This is a genomic window from Nocardiopsis sp. NPDC055879 (assembly GCF_053615935.1).
Genome location: NZ_JBSHCT010000026.1, coordinates 51,720 through 72,642, shown reverse-complemented (window position 1 = coordinate 72,642; position 20,923 = coordinate 51,720). Strand labels below are relative to the sequence as shown.

At 69.9% G+C, this 20,923-nt stretch carries 13 protein-coding genes; 9 read left to right on the top strand and 4 right to left on the bottom strand.

Going from position 1 to position 20,923, the window contains the following annotated elements; genetic code table 11:
* Nucleotides 1-112 precede the first annotated feature (112 nt).
* The 3 genes from ACWGKS_RS25325 to ACWGKS_RS25315 form a co-directional block, all read right to left on the bottom strand.
* Complete coding sequence (locus ACWGKS_RS25325) at nucleotides 113-4,465, bottom strand: hypothetical protein (protein ID WP_358513198.1); 4,353 nt, start codon at nucleotides 4,463-4,465, stop codon at nucleotides 113-115.
* 99 nt (nucleotides 4,466-4,564) lie between these two features.
* Entirely contained in the window at nucleotides 4,565-5,371 is an 807-nt protein-coding gene (locus tag ACWGKS_RS25320; RefSeq protein ID WP_452524256.1) for an ABC transporter permease, read from the bottom strand.
* The gene (locus ACWGKS_RS25315) at nucleotides 5,368-6,327 is read right to left on the bottom strand and encodes an ATP-binding cassette domain-containing protein (RefSeq protein ID WP_358515367.1); all 960 of its coding nucleotides are present in this window, start codon (nucleotides 6,325-6,327) and stop codon (nucleotides 5,368-5,370) included. The genes ACWGKS_RS25320 and ACWGKS_RS25315 overlap by 4 nt, the downstream gene beginning before the upstream one ends.
* A gap of 127 nt (nucleotides 6,328-6,454) precedes the next feature.
* Here ACWGKS_RS25315 and ACWGKS_RS25310 point away from each other — a divergent pair, with 127 nt between their 5' ends.
* Together ACWGKS_RS25310 and ACWGKS_RS25305 are read left to right on the top strand one after the other, a co-directional pair.
* On the top strand, nucleotides 6,455-7,522 hold the full coding sequence (locus tag ACWGKS_RS25310; RefSeq protein WP_358515370.1) for a TetR/AcrR family transcriptional regulator: 1,068 nt from the start codon (nucleotides 6,455-6,457) through the stop codon (nucleotides 7,520-7,522).
* Nucleotides 7,523-7,793: 271 nt separating this feature from the next.
* Nucleotides 7,794-9,005, top strand: a complete 1,212-nt coding sequence (locus ACWGKS_RS25305) for a PP2C family protein-serine/threonine phosphatase (protein WP_358515372.1) — start codon at nucleotides 7,794-7,796, stop codon at nucleotides 9,003-9,005.
* A 40-nt stretch (nucleotides 9,006-9,045) separates the two neighbouring features.
* Here ACWGKS_RS25305 and ACWGKS_RS25300 read toward each other — a convergent pair whose 3' ends face one another.
* A complete protein-coding gene (locus ACWGKS_RS25300; RefSeq protein WP_358515375.1) occupies nucleotides 9,046-9,846 on the bottom strand; it encodes a cyclase family protein in 801 nt (266 codons plus the stop codon).
* Between the two features lie 150 nt (nucleotides 9,847-9,996).
* On the opposite strand from ACWGKS_RS25300, the gene ACWGKS_RS25295 reads away from it, so the two are divergent.
* The 7 genes from ACWGKS_RS25295 to ACWGKS_RS25265 all read left to right on the top strand — a co-directional run bounded on the left by ACWGKS_RS25295 (nucleotide 9,997) and on the right by ACWGKS_RS25265 (nucleotide 20,783).
* Nucleotides 9,997-11,670 carry a glycoside hydrolase family 13 protein gene (locus ACWGKS_RS25295; RefSeq protein ID WP_358515378.1) on the top strand — a complete coding sequence of 558 codons (1,674 nt, stop codon included), beginning with the start codon at nucleotides 9,997-9,999 and terminating at the stop codon, nucleotides 11,668-11,670.
* Between the two features lie 117 nt (nucleotides 11,671-11,787).
* Nucleotides 11,788-12,939: an FAD-dependent oxidoreductase gene (locus ACWGKS_RS25290; RefSeq protein ID WP_358515381.1), complete on the top strand. Its 1,152-nt coding sequence runs from the start codon at nucleotides 11,788-11,790 to the stop codon at nucleotides 12,937-12,939.
* 501 nt (nucleotides 12,940-13,440) lie between these two features.
* A complete protein-coding gene (locus ACWGKS_RS25285) occupies nucleotides 13,441-16,593 on the top strand; it encodes an ABC transporter substrate-binding protein (RefSeq protein WP_358515383.1) in 3,153 nt (1,050 codons plus the stop codon).
* Nucleotides 16,594-16,787: 194 nt separating this feature from the next.
* Nucleotides 16,788-17,816, top strand: a complete 1,029-nt coding sequence (locus tag ACWGKS_RS25280) for an iron-siderophore ABC transporter substrate-binding protein (protein WP_358515397.1) — start codon at nucleotides 16,788-16,790, stop codon at nucleotides 17,814-17,816.
* 71 nt (nucleotides 17,817-17,887) lie between these two features.
* A complete protein-coding gene (locus ACWGKS_RS25275; protein ID WP_358515400.1) occupies nucleotides 17,888-18,853 on the top strand; it encodes a FecCD family ABC transporter permease in 966 nt (321 codons plus the stop codon).
* Complete coding sequence (locus tag ACWGKS_RS25270; protein ID WP_452456041.1) at nucleotides 18,850-19,941, top strand: FecCD family ABC transporter permease; 1,092 nt, start codon at nucleotides 18,850-18,852, stop codon at nucleotides 19,939-19,941. Before ACWGKS_RS25275 ends, ACWGKS_RS25270 begins: the two co-directional genes overlap by 4 nt.
* Nucleotides 19,920-20,783, top strand: a complete 864-nt coding sequence (locus tag ACWGKS_RS25265) for an ABC transporter ATP-binding protein (RefSeq protein WP_358515386.1) — start codon at nucleotides 19,920-19,922, stop codon at nucleotides 20,781-20,783. Before ACWGKS_RS25270 ends, ACWGKS_RS25265 begins: the two co-directional genes overlap by 22 nt.
* Nucleotides 20,784-20,923 lie beyond the last annotated feature (140 nt).

The window sequence follows — 20,923 nt, the reverse complement described above, 5'->3', positions numbered from 1 at the left end:
GGACCAGCGGTCCCTCACCCTGCTCGGCCACGTGCAACCGCAGCCCGTTCACCTCGACGTGGTGGTGCTTGAGGTCCATGTCGGTTCCTTTCGTGTTTTCGGGCTCGATCGGTCATGCCTCGGATCGCAGATCGGCCAGGTAGCGGTGGTGCGCTCTTCGACGGTTCCGGTAGACCAGGGCCAGGAACGCGTACACCATGCCCAAGCTCATGACGGCCCCGCCCAGTGTTCCCAGCCAGGTCGAGAAAAGGGCGAACCCGGCCACGGCCATCAGGGAAAGTGGTGCCAAGACCATGCTCACCAGGGCACGGGCAGGGGAACATCGTTCGGCGACGGCCGCGGAGGACACCCCGACCAAGGCGGGCCCCCAGAACACGGCTTGCAAGATGAGAAAGGTGAGACCCCATGCGCGTAGTGGCCACCGGCGACGTGCGTCCGCGGTCAACCAGGGCAGTAGCACCAGGGTGGCCGATAGCGACACCGCGGTCGTGGTCAGGATCGCCGCCTCCGCCTCCGAGGGCGCGAATGTCGTGAGGACGAGAGGGAGGAGGAAGTGGCGTACGCGGAATGTGTAAGGGGTGGGAACACCGACGACCTTGGCGCGGCCGTCCGGCTTCCACAAGGTCGTGTAGTCCATGGGACGTCGGTCCACGACCATGGGGCGCAGGTTCCCACGTGCCTTCGTGGCCTCGCACCAGTCAGGGTCCGGGTCCCCGGCCGGGGTCAGACCACGTTCGAGAACGGTACGCCAACGGCCGACGTTCTCGCCGCGCTCGATTCGACGGCGGGCCAGGCCCTCCATGACGGTGCCATGGCCGGCGAGGGCCGCTCTTCCGGCCGCCCGTTCGGCCTCCCGGTCATCGCCCCGTTCCTCCGCGAGGCGGACGTGGGAGTCCAAGAGGGCGACCTGAGCGGAGACGTCGGGCGCCGCGCCACCCTCGGACAGAGCCCGGGCATGGGCGAGGTGCTCCGAGTCGGTGATATCGCCACCGGGCAGAGCCTGGAACAGAGCGGCGTTGTCCCAGTCCCCTTCGAGCTCCAGATCTCTGGTCACATGGGACAAGTCGAGATGGCACCGATGCTCCCGCAACCAGCCGACCGCGACCAGGGCCAGGTCGGGGCGAGCCGCCTCCAACAGCGGGTCCACCGGGGACTTGTTCTGGGACATGAATCGGACGCGGACGCCATCGGAATACTCCGAGGCCGGAGCCAAACACTCGATGATGTCGTCGGCCAGGTGCAGCGCGCCCGCTCTCACCAAGTGGACCAGAGCACGCTGGGCGTGGTGCTCCGAGTCCAAGTGGTAAGAACGCCACTGAGCGTGCCGGAGGGATTCCTTCTCGTTCGACACGGGTCGAGAGCGTTCGTGGGCGGCCTTCGCGTCGGCGACCTCCTCGCCGAGAAATTCCAGCAGCGCGCGCACCCTGGCGTGTTCTCCCGACGCCAGATGGCCCCGTACCAGGAGGGGGACCGCCCCCGAGCCACCGACACGCAGCGACGCCTCCTCCAGTTCATCGGCCGAGGCCGCGTCTCCTTTGATCCGGTACATCTGGGAGGCCGAGACGAGAAGGACCCCCATCAGCAGGCGGCCCTCGTACCGGCGGGACACCTGCGATCCAATGCTCAGGGCAGGATGGGTCGGCCGATCGGCGGCCCACCTTTCCCTGCGGGTGAACCCGGGAACGGTGTCGACCCCCTCGGCCAGGTGACGCGCCAGGGTGAGCGGTGTGCCGTGTCTGAGATGACGGACCAACGCCCGCGACTCCCGTCGATGGGCCTTGGCTTCTCGCCCCTCCCGCACTGTTGTGGGCAGGACGACTCCGCTCAGGTAGTGCAGGAGATCGCCGTCGACGAGTTCTCCCCCTCGGGGGCGCAGCGTTCGGGCTCGCTCGTCGTCCCCCGCGGCCTCTGCCGACCAGGCCAGTAGAGTCAGCAGTGGTCCGTTCCGCCACGGGGCCCACGGGTAACGCATGCGTTCCGCCGCCTCGGAAGCCACAGGTTCGGTCGATAGGCCATGGACGACCTCCTCCAAGGCCGCCCCGTGGAGGGAGCCGGAGGCCAGTACTTCGATGGCCTCCGCGGGCCGTCCCTGTTCCGTGAGCAGCTCCGAGAGGGCGGAAAAGGAGTCGGGATCGTCGGTGTGACCCGCGGATCTGCGAGCCAGATGTGCGGCGGCGCTCGTGTCCCCTCGACGCCTCAGGTGCCGGATGAGAACCGCCTGCACCTGTCCCATGCCGAATCGGCCCAGGTGGTCGTATATCTCAGGGAAGGCCAGACGTTCGGCGGCCGCCAGATCCCCGGTGCGCAGGTGCAGTCGTAGCGCGAGTTTCTTGGCCCCGAGGTCGGTGAAGCCTTCCAGGAGGCGCGAGACCACCTCCGTACGGCCGGAGAGCGCCAGCGCGTTCATGTTCACCGCCAGATCCCGCCAGGTGGCCCCGGCGCGGACGGCGAGTTCGAGGAAACGGGCACAGGTGTCCCAGGCCTCGACGCTCTTCGCGATCTGGGCCACGGTGTTCAGACATTGTGGATCCCCGCACTCGGCGAGGGCCTCCAGGAGTTCGGGGTGGACCGGCCACCCCTGAAAGGTTTTAGGGGACGCCGGACCATGGAAGGGCGCCGTTCGTTCCAGAATCGGCTCGTGCACCCCGGCGGACACACAGCGTCGGGCGATCTCGACCCGGATCAGGGGGTGCAACGGATGGGAGTCCTCTACCAGCAGGTCGTCCAGAGGATCCGAGTGGCCGCTCTTCGCGTTTTCGATCGCCTGGTCGATCCGTTGATCCCACTCGGCTTCCCACGCGGACTGTTCCGCTTCGGCGGCTTGGGCCTCCTCCGGACCGATGCGCTCCAGGCACAGTCGGATCCCCGTCCGGTCACGGAGCGGCCGGAGCAATTCGACCATGGCCCGAAGTCCATCGGGGCCCGTGTTCTCTTCGAGGATCCGTGCCAGAGCGCGTTTTCTCTCCTCCGAGGCCGTGTGAAGGCGAAGGGCGATCTCTTCGACGACCCGGTCGGTGCTTTCGGTCCGTCGCAGCAGGGCGAAGGCGGCCCGAGTGAGTTCGGGTCGGTCGGCGGTATCGAGCAGTTCCAATAGAGCGTTGGGGCGTCCGGAGAGGGCGGCGTCGGTGGCCAGGCGCTCCGCGGTCGCGTGGTCACCGGCGCGTGTGCGCAGCCGCGCGCGGCGCTCGAACTGCTCGCCTCGCCCTGGGTAGATGAACGGGGGAGTGTCTCGGAGAACGATCGCGTCCACATGCCGCAGGAGTAACCGGTCCTCGGCCGCCCGGGCGAGCTCGGGGAGCGTGTATACCTCGTTTCCCGCGGGGCCGCTCAACGCCTCCCAAAAGGAGTCCGGTGGGCACAGGTGGCGGCGCTGATCGCGTCCGTACTCCTCCAGGTAGTCGGGGAGCAGATACCGTGCCCTCCGCTTCTTCTCGGCCGGATCGGGGATCAGCGGCCCGGGGGTTCCCGGCCCCCGCCGCGTCAGACTCTCGACCACGGTGGTGAACCACTTATCGGGCAACCGCGCGCGTTCGGTGGGGGAGAGGTACCCGGGGGCCGCGCCCTTGAGGAAGGCTGCGGGAAAGGAGAATCCGTACTCGACCAGCCTGGAGGCGTCCATGACGACCTCCAGGACCGCGCGCTCGACCGGGGTGCCGTGCCGGTAGCGGCGGAGCAGGTCCAAGGCGCCGGACAGCGCCTGGGTGACCTGACCCTGGTCGCCCTCCCTCAGGGCCCAGAGCAGGCGTCGATCGGTGCGGGACAGGTCCGCGTTGGCGCGCAGTTCGGCCGAGGTGAAGGAGCCCGGGACGATGATGTCGCGTGCCCGATCCAGCAGATGGCGACCCTCCCTGCCGGTGGAGGCCTCATCGAGCAGCTCCCGCCAGTACTCCGGCCACAGCGAACCCAGGACCAGGACGGGTCCGCGCGACGCGTCGGCGAGCAACCCCTGGAGCGCCTCCAGTGCCTCCGGTTCACGTAGGTACAACTGGGCCTCGTTGAGCCACACCACCGTGTGGGGCGCGACCCGATCCGCCCGCAGGGCCTCCTTCAGGGCCTCGGGACGAGTGGGCGACAGCGGATGCCACAGCCGCCAGTGCGAGGGCAGCTCCGCGTGGACCGCCTCCCAGCAGGCACGGGTCTTGCCCACCGACGAACCACCCACCAGCAGCACCAGACCGCTCGCGTTGCGCGCGTCGCGCACGGCCGCGCGCAACGGATCGTCGACGTCGGAGCGGTACAGGTAGGGCGGCAGTGGTGGAAGCTCGTCGCCGCCGGTGGGGTCGGCGACCTCGTGCACCTCGAAGGTGTGGGCGTCCGCGGGCGAGAGATCGCCCACGGGCACGCCGAGCGGTGCGGGCCTCGAAGGAGCGGGGTGGTGGTAGTGGTGCTCCACCTTGCCGATGAGATCGCGTCCGACCTCCGCGTTTCGAAGGTCGACGTGGTCGCCGCCGTACTCACGGGTCACCCGTGTCCCACCGCCCTCGCGTCGACGACCCCGGGGCTGGAACCCCTACCGTTCGGCCACTCTAGGCGTTGGGACGATGCCGAGGGAGGGCGGATCGGGTCAGCCTTGGCGGTTGAACGCCCACACCGACAGTGGGGCGAACACCGCGATCAGCCCCGCCGACCAGGCCAGCGTCCAGGTGACGGTGTCCCCGACCGGCGTACCCGTCAGCAGGGCGCGGGCGGCGTCCATGACGTGGGTGACCGGGTTGATCCCCGCCCAGCTCCGCAGCCAGTCGGGCAGGGTCTCCACCGGCGCCGCCATGCTGGTGCCCAGGAGCAGCGGCAGGATCGCGATGAAGGTGAACGCCATGACAGCGGTCTCGTCGCGCATGAGCACCCCGAGGAACACCATCACCCAGCTCAGCGCGAACCCGAAGCCGATCGCCAGGGCGGAGGCGGCGATCGCCGAAACCGCGTCGGTCTCCACCCGGAAGCCCATGAGGAACCCGATGGCGAACAGGATCAGCACGGTGATCACGTACCGGACCAGGTCGGCCAGGACCGAACCGAGCAGTGGCGTGGAGCGACCGATGGGCAGGCTGCGGAACCGGTCGTAGACACCCTTCTTCATGTCGATGTTGATGGTGAGCCCGGAGGAGAGCATCCCGGCGATGCCCGCGCCCATCACCAGCACCCCGGGGAACAGGTATTGCAGATAGGCGTCGGTGGATCCGGACACCGAGCCGCCGAACAGGTACACGAACAGGACCATGAAGATCGCCGGGGTCATCACCCCGTTGACCAGGCTTCCCGGGTTGCGCAGGGACTTGGCCAGGCTCCGTCGGGCCAGCACGATGCCGTGGCGGAGCAGGGCGGCGGGCCGGGCCGGGGCGGCCGGTCGTCGGGGCATGGTGGGGGCGCTCATGCGGTCTCCTCCTCGTGGGTGTCGCGAGAGGCGCCGGTCAGGGCGAAGAACACCTCGTCCAGGCTCGGCAGGCGCAGGGAGAACTCGGTGACCCGTATGTCCGCCTCTCGCAGGGCACGGGCCAGTTCCCAGGCGGTGGCGTCGCCATCGACCGGGACGGTCAGGGTGTGGCCGCCCGTGTGGTCGGGCGCGCGTCCGGTGACCCGTTCCATGGCCAGGGCGGCGGTCGGAACCCGGGTGGGGTCGGTGGGGCGCAGCGAGACGGCCTGACCGCCGACCACGCGTTTGAGCTCGGCCGGGGTGCCGTCGGCGATCACCCGGCCGTGGTCGATCACGGCGATGGCGTCGGCCAGCGCGTCGGCCTCCTCCAAATACTGGGTGGTGAGCAGGACGGTGGTGCCCTCGGCGGTGAGTTCGCGGACCATGCGCCACAGTTCCTCGCGTTTACCCGGGTCCAGGCCGACCGAGGGTTCGTCGAGGAAGACCACGTGGGGTCGGCCCACGAGCGAGGCCGCCAGGTCCAGCCGGCGTCGCATCCCTCCGGAGTAGGTGGTGACCGGGCGCCGGGCGGCGTCGGTGAGTTCGAAGCGTTCGAGGAGTTGATGGGCCCGGTCGGTGGCCCCGGTCTTGCCCAGGTCCAGGAGTCGGCCGATCAGGACCAGGTTGGCCGTGCCGGTCAGCTCCTCGTCGAGCATGGAGCCCTGCCCGGTGAGCCCGATCAGTCGGCGCACTCGGGCCGCCTCGCGGACGACGTCGTGTCCGCCGACGGTGGCGGCGCCCTCGTCGGGGCGGGCGAGGGTGGCCAGGATCCGGATGGCGGTGGTCTTGCCCGCTCCGTTGGGGCCCAGGACGCCGAGGACCGAACCGGGGCGGGCGGACAGGTCCACCCCGGCCAGCGCGGTCGTCTTCCCGAACCGTTTCACCAGCCCCCGGGCTTGGAAGGCGTAGTCGGTCATGGTGTGCCTCACTCGCTTTCGCAGCAGTGTTCTACTTAAAATGATGTCATCATCTGGATGGTCAAGGTATCCGAGTGTTGGCGGTATCTCAACGTAGGATGGGTGGCACACCGCGGCTAGGAGGACGATGGTTCGGCTCAACAGGGCGCAGCAGCAGGAACACAATCGGGCGAAGGTGCTCGCCGCGGCCCGCGAGGAGTTCGCCGAACACGGCTTCCGTGGCACCGGCATCGACCGCATCGCCGCGCGCGCCGAACTCACCCGCGGGGCCGTCTACTCCAACTTCCCGGGTAAGCGCGCCCTGTACTTCGCCGCCTTGGCCCAGGCCGCCGAAGAGGCCCCGCCGGGGAAGGTCGACGCCACCACCATCGAACGGGCCCTGGGCGACTTCGCCCGCTCCTGGGTGGCCCGACTGCCCATCGGCGGCGACGAACGCGCGGGCGCCGACGCCATGGCCGAGATCACCGCCGACGCCCGGGTGAGCGCGACCTTCGCCCGTCTCACCATGCTGGAGTCGGTCCTGCTCGGTATCGCCCTGGAGCACCTGGACCCGGGCGGGCGCCGCGTCCGGGTGGCGCAGAGCGTGCTCACCACGCTGCACGGGGCCGAGCGGCTCGCCGCCGCGGCACCCGGCTTCACCGACCCCTTCACGGTCATCCGCGCCTGTGAGCACCTGGCCGGGCTCGCCCTGGAGGACGCCTGGCCGCTGCCGCACATCTCCCACGTCCCACCCGCCCGGGCCGCGAACGAGCCCTGGGAGGCCCCCACCGGGTTCGACCTGCTGACCCGCGCATCGGTGACGGTGGACACCGGGATCGTGGTGGTGCTCGGTCCGCACCGTCTGGAGGCGTTGGAGGAGGCCCTGCGCGCCGCGCCCGAGGGTGTGCCGGTCACCCTGGTCCCGGTCACCGATGATCCGGGCGAACTCCTGCCGCTGGTCCGGCTGGTCGTCGCCGAGTTGCGAGGTCACCTGTCCCGGGCCTTCCCTCTCCGGGCGTGGACCCGGGCGCGGATCGTGTTGGAGTCCGGCGTCGCCGCCGCGGCCGGCGTGGTCGATCCGGGCGAAGGGACCGAGTCCGCGCTGTCGGTCGAAGGCGGCCGGATCATCGCTCGGGCCGAGGGGCGGGGCGCGGGTCACGCGGTGGCCGCCTTCGCCGCCGACGTCGTGCGGGCGGGTGGGGCGACCGAGGGCTGAGCGAACGCTCATTCCGCATGGTCCTCGTCGAACGAGCCCGGGTCCTCGTGTGGATCGTGGCCGGCGAAGGCGACGTTCATGATGTTCCCTTCCGGTGTCGGGGGTGGCCTCGAACCCCCTGTGAGTCAACTTAGGTTGACTTCGTCGAGAAGTCAATCAAGGTTGACTCCCTTCGGGGTGTACGCCTTTGAACCGCTCAAGGACACGCGATCGGGAACACCGGGTGACGAAACGTTCCGGTGTGACACTGAATGTTCCGGGAGGTGAAGGCGTGGACGATGTGATTCCGCTCGGCGAGGGCGAACTCCTCTTCGAGGAACTGGTCAGGTCCGTGCACGCGTGCGGGCCCATCGAAGTCCTGGAGATCGCGAACCGCTACGGCACCGCCATCGGGCTCGACAAGATCACCGTTCACCTCGTCGACCTGCAACAACACCTGCTGGTGCCGCTCACCGGCGGGCCCATCCTCGACATCGACACCACCGTCGCCGGGGAGGCCTACCGGAACGACACCCTGCGGCTGGCCGAGGGCGGGGAGGACCAACTCAGCCTCTGGCTTCCCCTCAAGGACGGCGCCGACCGCATCGGGGTCCTGCACGTCCGCACCTCCAGGCTGGACGAACCCACCCTCCGCCGCTGTCAGGCCCTGGCCGCGCTACTGGCCCTGGTCATCACGTCCAAGCGCGCCTACAGCGACACCTACGTCCGCCGCACACGAGCCCGGCCGGTGCGGTTGCGCACCGAGATGCTGCGCGCCTTCCTTCCACCGCGCACCCTCGGCACCGCACGCGGGGTCTCCACCGCGGTCCTCGAACCCGCCTACGAACTGGGCGGCGACGCCTTCGACCACTCCATCACCCGTGACACCCTGCACGCCGTCATCCTCGACGCGATGGGTCACGACCTCGCCTCCGGACTGACCGCGTCGGTGGCCATGGCCGGTGCTCGCAGCGCCCGCCGTAACGGAGCCGAGCCGGGCGAACTCACCGCCGGCGTGGAGAAGGCGCTCATCGACTGGCTGCCCGAACGATTCTGCACGGCGGTCTTCGCAGACCTGAATCTGTCCACCGGACTGTTCACCTGGGCCAACTGCGCGCACCCGGCCCCCTTGCTCATCCGGGGCAGGTGCCTGATCCCCGGGGCCATGGACCGTCCGCCCGAACTGCCGCTCGGTCTCAACGGGGTCGTCTCCGACAGCACTTCGCGCACCGTCCATCGGATGGCCCTGGAACCAGGAGACCAGGTGCTGCTCTACACCGACGGTGTCATCGAGGCGCACGCCACCGACGGGCGCATGTTCGGTCTGGAGCGCTTCGCCGACTTCGTCACCAGGGCGACCTCCGCCGACGAGCCCGCACCGGAGACGCTGCGCCGGTTGATCCATTCGATCCACACCCACCAGCGCGGTGGTTTCACCGACGACGCGACCATCATGCTGCTGGAGTGGACCCCCGATCCGAAGATCCCCGGACCCCGGAACTGAACGGTCGCGGGAACCGACCGTCCCGAGCCGATCGACCGTCTCACCACAGCGCGAGCACCCGGCTGGGCCCGCCCGAAGCGTCCAGACCGGGCAGCACCCCCACCGTGAGCGTCGCGCCCACGGGCGGCAACCGGTCCAACCCCGTCAGCGCCTCCAGCCCCCACCGGTCGGCGCGGCCGATCGCCTCGTGGGCGGGGAAGTCGGTCGAGTTCCCCGGGTCGCTGCTCAAGGTGTCCACCCCGAAACCGGCCACCGAGCGTCGCTCCACCAAGAACTCGCACACCTGTGGCGAGAAGCCGGGGAAGTGCCAGGCACCGTCCTCGTCCAGGCCCCGCACCGCCGCGTCGCCCTCGGCCCACCTGGAGCTCCACCCCGAACACATCAACACCGCCGTGCCCTCGGGGATCGGCCCGTGTTCGCGCTCGAACACGAGCACGTCGTCCACCCCCACCGTGGTGTCGGGATCCTCCGCCGCGCGCTCCCGGATGTCCAGCACCACCGCCGGCACGACGAGTTCCTCGGGTGCGATGTCGGGCACCAGTCGCCCGCCGCCGATCACGTGTCCGGGCGCGTCCAGGTGGGTCCCGGTGTGCTCGGTCAGGCTCCAACGCTGCAGGTAGAACCCGAACCCACCCTCCGGGGCGGGCGGGCTCAACGTCTCACGGGCCGGTTTCACCTCGTCCCAGGACGGCATGTCGGGGGAGATGGTGTGGCTGAGGTCCACCACCCGCCCGAACCCGCCGGGCCACGAACGCGCACCCGAGGGCCGCGTCGGCGTGGGGTCGGGCGCGGCCCCTCCCGTACGCGAACGAACGGTCTCACCGGTTCCGTGCAGACACATGGGTCCTCCTACCGCCTGAATGGTCTCGCCCGGGATATCCCCGGTGGGCCACCCGCTTCAACCGGATTCTCGTTCCGGGTGGCCGTTCCCCTCCCGTTCGGGCGGTCGGACCGATTGAATGGTCGCAACGTCCAGTGGGGGAGGAAGCCCATGCCCGAGGCCGGTGCCGAGTGGTGGAAGTCCAGCGTCGTCTACCAGATCTACCCGAGCAGCTTCAACGACAGCAACGGTGACGGGATCGGGGACCTGCCCGGGATCATCGACAGACTCGACTACCTGAAGCGGCTGGGGGTGGACGTGGTGTGGCTGTCCCCGGTGTATCCCTCCCCGTGGGACGACAACGGGTACGACATCAGCGACTACACCGACATCGACCCGCGATTCGGCACCCTCCAGGACTGGGACCGGCTCCGCGAGGGATTGCACGAGCGCGGCATGCGCCTGGTGATGGACCTGGTGGTCAACCACACCAGCGATCGGCACCCCTGGTTCGAGGCGTCCCGCGCCGGGGACCCCGGCAAGGACGACTTCTACCTCTGGCGTCCCGGGACCAAGGGCGGTCCGCCCAACAACTGGGGTTCGGTGTTCTCCGGGTCGGCCTGGACCCATGATCCGGGCCGTGACGAGTACTACCTGCACCTGTTCAGTCCCTCCCAACCCGACCTGAACTGGGAGAACCCGAAGGTGCGGTCGGCCGTGCACGAGGTCGCCCGGTGGTGGTTGGACCGAGGCGCCGACGGTTTCCGCATGGACGTCATCAACTTCGTCTCCAAGAACCCGAAGCTGCCCGACGGCCCGGTGATCGGCGACTACGGGATCTTCGCCGACCACGCCATCAACGGACCCCGCCTGCACGAGTTCCTGCACGAGATGCACCGGGAGGTGTTCGACGGCCGCGACGTGCTCACCGTCGGTGAGATGCCCGCGGTGAGCGTGGAACAGGCCCGTGTCCACACCAACCCCATCAACCGAGAACTGAACATGGTGTTCCAGTTCGAACACGTGGACCTCGACCACGGCCCCGGCGGCAAGTTCGATCCGCGTCCACTGGACCTGGTCGAGTTCAAGGCCTCACTGAGCCGCTGGCAGACCGGCCTGGGCGACGTGGGCTGGAACAGCCTCTACTTCAACAACCACGATCAGCCGCGGTCGGTCTCGCGTTACGGCGACGACGGGAAGTACCGGGTGGAGTCGGCCAAGGCCCTGGCCACTACCCTGCACATGATGCAGGGCACCCCGTACGTCTACCAGGGCGAGGAACTGGGCATGACCAACGCCCGCTTCTCCGACATCACCGACCACCGGGACCTGGAGACCCTCAACCACCACCGCACCATGGTGGCGACCGGGCGGGTCGACTCCGAGAAGGCGATGGCGGGGATCGCCCGGATGAGCCGGGACAACGCCCGCACCCCCATGCAGTGGGACGCCTCGGCGCAGGCCGGTTTCACCGACGGAACGCCGTGGATCGGGGTCAACGACAACCACACCGAGATCAACGCGGAGGCGGCCGTCGCCGACCCCGACTCGATCTTCCACCACTATCGGCGCCTGATCGAGCTGCGCAAGGAGCACCCGATCATCGTGCACGGTCGCTACACGCCGCTGCTGGAGGACGACCCCCGGGTGTTCGCCTACACCCGCACCCTCGACGGTCGGACCCTGCTGGTGTTGGCCAACTGGAGTGGGGAGACGGCCCCGGTGGAACTGTCGGAGGACGCTGTGGGCACCGGTGGGCGGATGCTCATCGGCAACCACCCCGAACCCGAACGGGTGCTCGCCCCGCTGCGTCCCTGGGAGGCGCGCGTCCACCTCTTCGACTGATCCTCGCCCGACGCCCCGTCCGCGGGCCGATCACCGGATCGTGATCGGCCCGTTCGTCGCCCACGCCCGATCCGTCAGTACGGTGTTGTAGGCCAAGCGAGCGGGTTGGGAGCTTTCATGAGGGTTGTCATCGTCGGAGCCGGTGTGGGCGGGCTCGCCCTGGCCCGCGGACTGCTCGACCAGGGTCACGAGGTCGAGGTGCACGAACGCGCGACGGGGCCGCGCACCGGCGGGGCCGGGCTGGGCCTGTACTCCAACGGTGTGGCCGCCCTGGCCGCGCTCGGGATCGACGTGTCCGGGATCGGCCGCCGTCTGGACGGCCTGGAGAACCGCGATCCCTCCGGGCGTGTGCGCTACACCCTGGACGTGGACGCGGCCCGCGAACACTACGGCTTCGAGACGCGCACCGTGCCCCGGCGGGACCTGCTGGCTCTGCTCGCCACCGGTCTGCCCGAGGGCACCATCCGCTACGGGCGGATCTGCACCCGGGTGCGGGTGAACCCGGACGGGTCGGTGAGCGCGCTGTTCGGCGACGGGGTCTCCGCCGACGGCGACGTGGTGGTGGGCGCCGACGGGGTGCGTTCGGCCGCCCGACGCGACCTGTGGGACGGCGACCCGGCCCGCCCCACCGGGTGGGCCAGTTGGCAGGCGCTGACCGAGGTGCCCATGGACGCCGCCGCGGGCACGCTCGCCGCGGTGGTCCAGGGCCGCCAGGGCATGTGCGGGATCATGCCGGCCGGGGACGGGCTGGCGCAGTGGTGGTTCGACGTGCGCTGGCGTTCGGGCATGCGGCGCCCGGTGTCCCCGGCGAGTGTGCTGCGCAGACTCTTCGGTGACTGGAAGGATCCCTGGGTGCGCGCGGTCCTGGAGCACGCCGCCGACGACGCACCAGAACTGTTCGAGCACGTCCGGCACCGGGTACCGAGGGTTTGGGGCGAGGGCGGGGCGACCCTGCTGGGCGACGCCGCGCACACGTTCCCGCCCTCCACCGCGCAGGGCGCCAACCAGGCCTTGGAGGACGCTTGGGCGCTCACCCGGGTGTTGGCGGAGGAGGGGGCCGAACGCGATCCCGCGCGGGCGCTGCGTCGGTACGAAAAGGCCCGCCGCGGCCCGGCCTCCCTCGCCTCGATGGCCTCCGGCGCGGAGGCGATCATGCGCTTCTCCCCACCACGTTTCCTGGGCCGCGAACGGCTCGGTGCCATGGCCACCCGGCGGTTCATCGGCTATCTGGGCGGCGTGAGCAACGTGCTGACCGACCGCACTCCCTGACCTGCATTCCAGCCCGGGGTGCTCGCGAATCCGAACGGGCACCCTTTTATGTGTGGGCCGAGTCCATTAGGGTTTTGTGGGTGGCATGAAGAAGTGAATGTCGGTGTGAGGCGGCCTGGAGTAGTCCTGGTTCTGGCTGTTCGTGGTGTTCTTTCCGTGCTGCGTGGACGGAAATCCCCCTGCGAATTCGAGAGTGGACACGGCATGGCTCATGGTTCTGCGCCCAACCCGATGATCACGCGCCCAGGTGTTCGGGAGGCCCTACGGGATCAGCTTCGTCCACTCCCTAAGAACTCTGCGCGCGACGCCAGGAAAATCGTTCTCCTGCATGGTGAGCGGGGTTCCGGCCGAAGCTCGGTCCTCGATTCACTGCGCGCCGAACTCGATGCTGAAACGGCTGTGGCCTGGCTCAACGCGGAGAATGCGCAATACCGTGGAGTTCCCGCCAAGTTGACGGTTCTGGCCAAACAACTCGCCGATCGCACCAAAGGACGCGAGAGCTTGTCCTTTCCCCGCCTGTTGGTGGGGCTCGCCGCGCTCCGAGCGGGGGAGGACGCGCGTTCCGAGTCCGAACGTCTCGGCCTTGAGCAGTCCGTAGTCCTCGGCGGTGAGCAGATCGAGGAAGCGTTGGACGGGATACATCGCGTGTCCCGCTGGGGGCGGGTGGTGTCGGAGACCATCGGTGGCGTCGAGTTGCGGGTGGACCTGGGCGTGGTGGCCATGGAGGGCGTCAAACTGCCCATCGTGTCGATCGGCGGCCTGGTCAAGCGGGCGGCCCTGCGCCCCTTCGTCGAGTGGTACGCCGAGTCCGCGGGCTCGAACAAGGGCAAATCGAACACGGGCAAGGGGACCGGGGTCCTCGCCGATCTGGCCCGCGACGATCGGGACCCCTCCGGGCGGGACATGGACGTCGCGCTGTGCGAGGCGTTCCTGGCCGACCTGCGCCACTCCCGTCGTGGCCGGGGGCGCCATCCGGCCCCGGTGGTACTGCTGGACAACGCCGACGCCGTCGACCCGGACGAATCGACCGAGGCGGGGACGTCCTCGCGCACGGCGGGCAGGTCGTTCCTGCGGCTGTTGAAGGACTCCCGTCCCATCCGGTCCGAGGACGCCGGCACTAACGAATTCGTCCTTCCCGTGGCGGTGGTCGCCACCGCCCGAAAGCCCCGCCCGGACCACCCCCTTCTGAAGCAGCTGAGGCTGCCGACCTTCGGCGTGGACGACTGCGGCAAGCTCATGTCGTGGCGTGGTCGCAGGCCGGAGGTGGTCGACTCCGAGACCGCTCGCTTGGTCCACGAGTTCTCCGGGGGCAACCCCTCGGTGGCCGCCGAGGTGGTGCGTGTGAGCGCCGAGCACCCGGAGGACGGGGGTGTCCTGAACCGGGTACTGGGACGGGACGACCTCGAGTCGAGGCTGTTGGACCGGCTGCTCGACTGGTCAGGGGCGCCCGAGAGCGAACGTGCCGCGTTGGAGATCTGTGCCCTGTCCCGTGACCTGGAGTGCGCGGAACAGCTCGCCAGGGAGGAGGGGCATCGCCTGAACCGGGTCGCCCCCCTGTTCTTCGGCGACGACGTCCCCGACTGGACGACCCCCTTGCGTCACCTCCTGGTGCGGCGCTTCGCCCGTGACGACACCGGTGGGGAGCGCTGGGTGCGCTACCACGAGGCCCTGGCCGGATACTGTGAGCGCTCAGGTGACCCCACCGGGGCCCTCTACCACCGGTTGGCGTTGGGAGGCCTGGGAACGGTCGCCGACGAACTCCTCACCGTCTTGACCGACGAAGGGGCCACGGACTCGTGGGAGGTCATGCTCGACGAGGTCACCCGTGCTCCGTGTCAGCACGTCGAGCACTGGGGTGAGGCCCCCGACGAACGCTTCGTTCGGCTGGAGCGGGAGTCCGTCGGGACCGGAATGGAACCCCACCGTGGTGAGGCCCGGCGTCTGGTCGCCGCACTGTGGTCCCTGTCCGACCCCTTCGGCGGACCCGAACGGGTGGACGCGCAGGATCAGGCCGCCTACGCCCTGATCGTGCTGCGCGGCCGGGTCACGAACACGGGTGTGCTCTCCAAACGGGAGGCCCGACACCGTAGGATCGCCGACGAACTTCGTCGACGAGACGTCACCTACCGCAGGTCCGCGCAGGACGACTCCCTCGTGCCGCCGAGACCGCGAGGCCGCGGACTCCTGGTCGTCTCCCTGGTGGTGGCCCTGGTTGTGGGAGGCGCGGTGGCCTTCGGGCCGGACCTGGTCTGTGGGGGCCCACTCTCCGGCCTGGTCCGGGTGGAGGGCGAGTGCGTCGGGGTCAACGATGGATCACACGTGTTCGACCCCGCCTTCACCGAGGTCCAGGGCCTGATCGAGCGGGAGAACACCCGGGTGGCCGGCGTCGCGGAGGAGGACGGTACCCCCGTGGCCCGGATCGCGCTGATGACGACGCTCACCCCCGACGGGCGCAGCCCTTTGGACACCGATCGGGTCCGGGCCGCCATGGAAGGGGCGCACGTCGCCCAGGTTCGGGCCAACCAGGACCAGACCTTCCACGGCGATCGTCCCCTGATCCAGCTGTACCTGGCCAATGAGGGCAGTCGTCAGCAGCACTGGCGGTACGCCGTCGACCGGCTGGTGTCGTTGTCCGAGGACGACGTTCCGCTGTTGGCGGTGGCGGGTCCGGGTCTGAGCAGCGACAGCGCCGAGCGGGCCGCCCTGGAACTGTCCGGTCACCGGATCCCCATGGTCAGTGGCATCGTCACCGCCGACGGTCTGGACGCCTCCACCGCCCCGGGTCTGATGCGCGCTTCGCCGACCAACTCCGAGTACGTCGCCTCACTGGTGGACCACGTCGAGTCCGAGCACCCCACCGCCGCGGGGATCCTGCTCTACGACAACACCGAGGACGACACCTACACCGCGACGTTGCGCGAGGCCTACGCCGAGCAGTTCGCGGACCACCTACCCCGTAACGAGCTGGAGTTCACCGGGAGGGCCATGGGACAGACCGCTCCCACGGCGTTCGCCAGCGCGGTCAACCACATCTGCTCCCAACAGCAGGGCCTGGACCTGGTGTTCTTCGCCGGGCGTGAGGACGACCTGGACGTGTTCGTCAATGCCTTGGCGGGGGAGAGGTGCGTTCCGGAGGACCCGCTGACCATCGTGTACGCCGCGACCGGGGTCACCGGTGGTGCCGAGCTCCATCGGGACCTCGACGACGGCAACCTCGACCTGGCCATGGCCTCCTCCACACACCCGGGGTGGGGCAGGGGCGACGTGGCGTCCCCGGCCGGGTTCGACGGGTTCCACGAGGTGTTCGTCGAACGGATCGACGCCGACCCCGCCAGGCTCGACGACGGGTACGCGATCATGCACCATGACGCCGTGGCGGTGACCGTGCACGCGGTGCGTCTGGCGTTGGAGGAGGTCGGGGGCGAACGGTTGCCCACTCCGGAGGAGGTCCGGAACCAGCTCTACTACCTGCACGGCGCGATGGCGGTCTCCGGGGCGGGAGGGGACCTGGAGTACGTGGCCGGCAGGGAGGGCAACCCCGTGGGCAAGCCGGTACCGGTCGTCCTGTTGGGCCACAGCCATGGTGGGGTCGTGGAGGAGGCTGGGAGCCCTCCGGGTGAGCCCTACCTCACCGGGGAACCGGAGGTTCCCTGAGCCTCGAAGCGGGTCCGGGCAAGGGTTCGGATTTTTTGGAATCGGGCCAAGTGAGGTTAGACTAACCTTGGTTGCGGTCGGGTTCGTCCTGATCCGCCCGGCTTTCGTGCTGCCCATACTCGGGCGCTCCCCATGTACGAAACGGCCCGCCGAGTACGACGAGGTCGCCTCCCGTGACGAAGAAAGCAGTGAGCATGAACCCCACTCTGCGCCGTTTCAGCGGTCTCGGCCTCACCGCCGCCCTGGCACTGGGCCTGGTCGCCTGCGGTACCGACGACAGCGGAGGTGACGGCGACGCGGCCTCCGCCGACGGCACCTTCCCGATCGAGATGGAGAGCGCGCTGGGGACCGCCGAGATCCCCGAGCAGCCCGAACGCGTGGTCACCCTCGGCCAGGGATCGGCCGAGACCTCCATCGCCCTGGGCGTGGTCCCGGTGGGTATCGAGAGCTACGAGTGGGGCGCCGACGACACCGGCTACCTGCCCTGGATCCACGAGGCCGTCACCGAGTCCGGCGAGGAACTCCCCGAACAGTTCGCGGGCGCCGCCGACATCGACTTCGAGGCGATCATCGAACTCGCCCCCGACGTCATCCTCGCCCCCTGGTCCGGCATCACCCAGGAGGACTTCGACATCCTCAACGACATCGCCCCCACGGTCGCCTACCCCGACCTGCCGTGGAGCACCGATTGGGACCAGCAGATCGAGATCATCGGTGAGGCGCTCGGGAAGCCGGAGGAGGCCACCGGCCTCGTCACCGAGATCGAGGACACCTTCGAGCAGGCCGCCGCGGACCACCCCGAGTTCGCCGACCTGTCCTTCTCCTACATCTACACCGACGGCCCCGGCACCCTCGGCGTCTTCCTGCCCGACGAGCAGCGCGTGGCCATGGTCCGCGGCCTGGGCCTGGAGGTCGACCCGATCGTCGAGACCTTCCCCGAGACCGAGGGCACCGACTCCGCCCTCATCGGGTTGGAGAACGCCGACCAGCTCTCCGACAGCGACCTGATCTTCACCTTCTACAGCGACCCCGAGTCGCGCGCCGAGATCGAGGAGCAGGAGCTGTACGCGGCCATCCCCGCGATCGAGAACGGTGCGGTGGTCGCCAGTGAGGACAACTCCTTCGTCACCGCCTCCTCCCTGATCAACCCGCTCACCGTCCCCTGGACCATCGACCGGTACGTGCCCCTCATCGAAGAGGCCGCCGCCGAGATCGACGACTGACCCATCACCAGGTGAACGTGAAGACACGCACGACGGCACCGCCCAAGGCCGGGCCCGTCCGCGCCACGCTCATGTTGGGCGTGGGCGTGGCGGCCCTGGCCGGCGCGGTTCTGCTCAGCCTGGTCGCGGGCAGCAAGCCCACGCCTCCGTTGGAGGTGCTGCGGGTGTTCACCGGCGGCGCCGACCCCTACACCGTCACCGTGGTGGAGAGCCGGATCCCCCGGACGATCGTCGGTGTGCTGGCCGGTGCCGCCCTGGCGCTGGCCGGCACGCTCATGCAGGGCGTCACCCGCAACCCGCTGGCCGACCCCGGCCTACTGGGCGTGAACGCGGGTGCCGCGGCGGCGGTGGTGACCGCCACCGCGCTGCTCGGGCCCACCTCGGTCACCGGAACGGTCTGGTGGGCGCTGCCCGGTGCCCTGCTGGCCGGGCTGGCGGCCTACACCGTGGGAACCCGCGGCGGCGACGGGGGCATGGTGCGTCTGCTACTGGCCGGGGCGGTCGTCTCGGCCATCCTCACCGCCTACGTACAGGCGGTGGCGCTCAGCATGCCCGACGTCTTCGACAGCTACCGCTACTGGGTGGTGGGCTCCCTGGCCGGGCGCGGCATGGACGTGGTCCTCGCGGTCCTGCCCGTCCTCTGTCTGGGGCTGGTCCTGGCCCTGTTCGTCATGGGCGGCCTCAACGCCCTGGCCCTGGGGGACGAGGCGGCCGTGGCCACCGGGGCCAACGTCACCGCCACCCGGGCCGGTGGTCTGGTCGCCGGGGTGCTGCTGGCCTCCGGAGCGACCGCCGCGGCGGGCCCCATCGCCTTCGTCGGCCTGGCCGTGCCACACGTGGTGCGCTCCCTGGTGGGGGTGGACTTCCGTGTCCAGGTGCCCTTCGCGGCGTTGGTCGGACCGACCCTGCTGCTGGTGGCCGACGTGGTGGGACGCACGGTGGTGCGGCCCATGGAACTCATGGTCGGCGTCGTCACCGCGTTCGTGGGCGCCCCGGTACTGCTGTACGTGCTGCGCAGGACGAAGGGGGCCTCATGAGCCGCACGATCTCCGAGCCCGCGTCGCGCCTGACCGCCCTCGCGGAGTCTCCCGAACCCACGCAAAGGGTGCTGCGGGTCGGGCGGTTGCTCGCCTTTCCCATCCACCCGCGTTCCCTCATCATCGGCTCGGCGCTGCTGGCGGTGCTGCTCGTGGCGGCCGCGGCCACCCTCAGCCTCGGCCGTCTGGGCATCCCCCTCGCCCAGATCCCCGCCGCGCTCGGCGGGCAAGGTGAGGCGACCCACCTGTTCGCCCTCGAACGCCTGCGCGGCCCCCGTCTGGTCGTCGCCGCCGGCACCGGCGTGGCCCTGGGGCTGGCCGGCGCCCTGTTCCAGTCGGTCACCCGAAACCCCCTCGGCAGCCCCGACGTGATCGGGCTCGCCGCCGGCGCCGGGGCCGGCGCTTCCGTCGCCGCGCTCGCGCTGCCCGGGATCGTCCCCGTCCCCTTGGGGGCACTGGCCGGAGCGTCGCTGGCCATCGTGATCGTGTACCTGGTGACCGGAACGGGGTTGCGCGACCCGGGCCGCCTCATCATCGCCGGGATCGGCGTGGCCGCCATGGCCACCGCCCTCACCCACTTCGTGGTGTCGGTGATGGCCCGCGACCAGGCAAGTGTGCTCGCCTCCTACGTCAACGGCAGCCTGTCCGCCAGGTCCTGGGACCACGCCGCCACCATCTGGGTGGCCGTGGCCCTGGCCGTACCGTTCGTGCTGGCGTTGGCCGGCCCCATCACCGTCAACGAGATGGGTGACGAACTCGCCGACTCCCTCGGGGCCGGCGCCACCACCACGCGCACCGGAGCGGTCGTGCTGTCGGTGGTGTTGTCGGCGGCCGCGGTGAGCGTCGCCGGACCCATCGCGTTCATCTCCCTGACCGCGCCCCAGATCGCCCGCCGGCTCAGCGCCGCGCCCGGACCCAACCTGGTGCTGTCCGCGGTGGTGGGCGCACTGCTCCTGGTCTGCGCCGACCTGGCCGTGCAACAGTCACCGGTCGGTGACGGGCTGCCGGTCGGTGTGTTCACCATGGCCCTGGGCGGCGTGTACCTGGGCCACCTGCTCATCCGCGAATGGCGAAAGGGAACCCTTTGAACGGCGAAACCACCCCGGTGCTCTCCGCTCGGAGTCTCACCCTCGGCTACGGGAGCGACCCCGTCGTGTCCGACCTGGACATGAAGGTCGACGAGGGCGAGTTCGTGGTGATCGTGGGCCCCAACGGCTGCGGGAAGTCGACCCTGCTCAAGGCGCTGGGACGGGTGAACCGGCCGGTCCGGGGCAAGGTCCTGCTGCACGGGGACGACGTGCGCTCCCAGCGCGCCAAGGCGGTCGCCCGCAAGCTCGCGCTGCTGCCGCAGAGCCCGCTGGCCCCGGAGGGCATCACCGTGCGGGCGCTGGCCGCCCGCGGGCGTTTCCCGCACCACACGCTGTTGCGCCAGTGGAGCCCCGAGGACGAGGTCGCCATCGCCGCGGCCCTGGAACTCACCGGACTGACCGACCTGGCCGACACCCAGGTGGGTTCACTGTCGGGCGGCCAGCGCCAACGCGCCTGGGTGTCGATGGTGCTGGCCCAGGACAGCCCCACCCTGCTGCTCGACGAACCCACCACGTTCCTGGACATCGCCCACCAGTACGACCTGCTGGAGCTGTTCGCCGAACTGCACCGGCAGGGCCGAACCGTCGTGGCGGTCCTGCACGACCTGGCGCAGGCGGCCCGGTTCGCCACCCGCCTGGTGATGATGCGCGACGGGGAGATCGTGGCCGACGGGTCGCCCGCCGAGGTGGTCACCGCCGATCGGGTGCGCACCGTGTTCGGGCTGGACTGCGACGTGATACCCGACCCGCGCACCCGGACCCCACTGGTCATCCCGCACGAGCGGGCCGTACCGGAGGGGCCGCGCGAGCCCGAGGGATCCGACCACGCCCGAGTGGGTTAGTCGCCGTCTCGTCGACCCCGGGGGTCACCCGTTCGGATGCCGAAGGTTCCCGACGACCTCCGGGTGTGCGCGAGGGGTACCATCCGGTCGGTATGCTGGCTCGGATCAACAGTCGACTCGCCACCGGGGGACGGGGGCAA

Bases quoted from the DNA above. Each gene is read 5' to 3' on its own strand.
- ACWGKS_RS25320 (WP_452524256.1), bottom strand. From the start codon at position 5,371: ATGAGCGCCCCCACCATGCCCCGACGACCGGCCGCCCCGGCCCGGCCC.
- ACWGKS_RS25315 (WP_358515367.1), bottom strand. From the start codon at position 6,327: ATGACCGACTACGCCTTCCAAGCCCGGGGGCTGGTGAAACGGTTCGGG.
- ACWGKS_RS25310 (WP_358515370.1), top strand. From the start codon at position 6,455: ATGGTTCGGCTCAACAGGGCGCAGCAGCAGGAACACAATCGGGCGAAG.
- ACWGKS_RS25300 (WP_358515375.1), bottom strand. From the start codon at position 9,846: ATGTGTCTGCACGGAACCGGTGAGACCGTTCGTTCGCGTACGGGAGGG.
- ACWGKS_RS25295 (WP_358515378.1), top strand. From the start codon at position 9,997: ATGCCCGAGGCCGGTGCCGAGTGGTGGAAGTCCAGCGTCGTCTACCAG.
- ACWGKS_RS25290 (WP_358515381.1), top strand. From the start codon at position 11,788: ATGAGGGTTGTCATCGTCGGAGCCGGTGTGGGCGGGCTCGCCCTGGCC.
- ACWGKS_RS25280 (WP_358515397.1), top strand. From the start codon at position 16,788: ATGAACCCCACTCTGCGCCGTTTCAGCGGTCTCGGCCTCACCGCCGCC.
- ACWGKS_RS25275 (WP_358515400.1), top strand. From the start codon at position 17,888: ATGTTGGGCGTGGGCGTGGCGGCCCTGGCCGGCGCGGTTCTGCTCAGC.
- ACWGKS_RS25270 (WP_452456041.1), top strand. From the start codon at position 18,850: ATGAGCCGCACGATCTCCGAGCCCGCGTCGCGCCTGACCGCCCTCGCG.
- ACWGKS_RS25265 (WP_358515386.1), top strand. From the start codon at position 19,920: ATGGCGAAAGGGAACCCTTTGAACGGCGAAACCACCCCGGTGCTCTCC.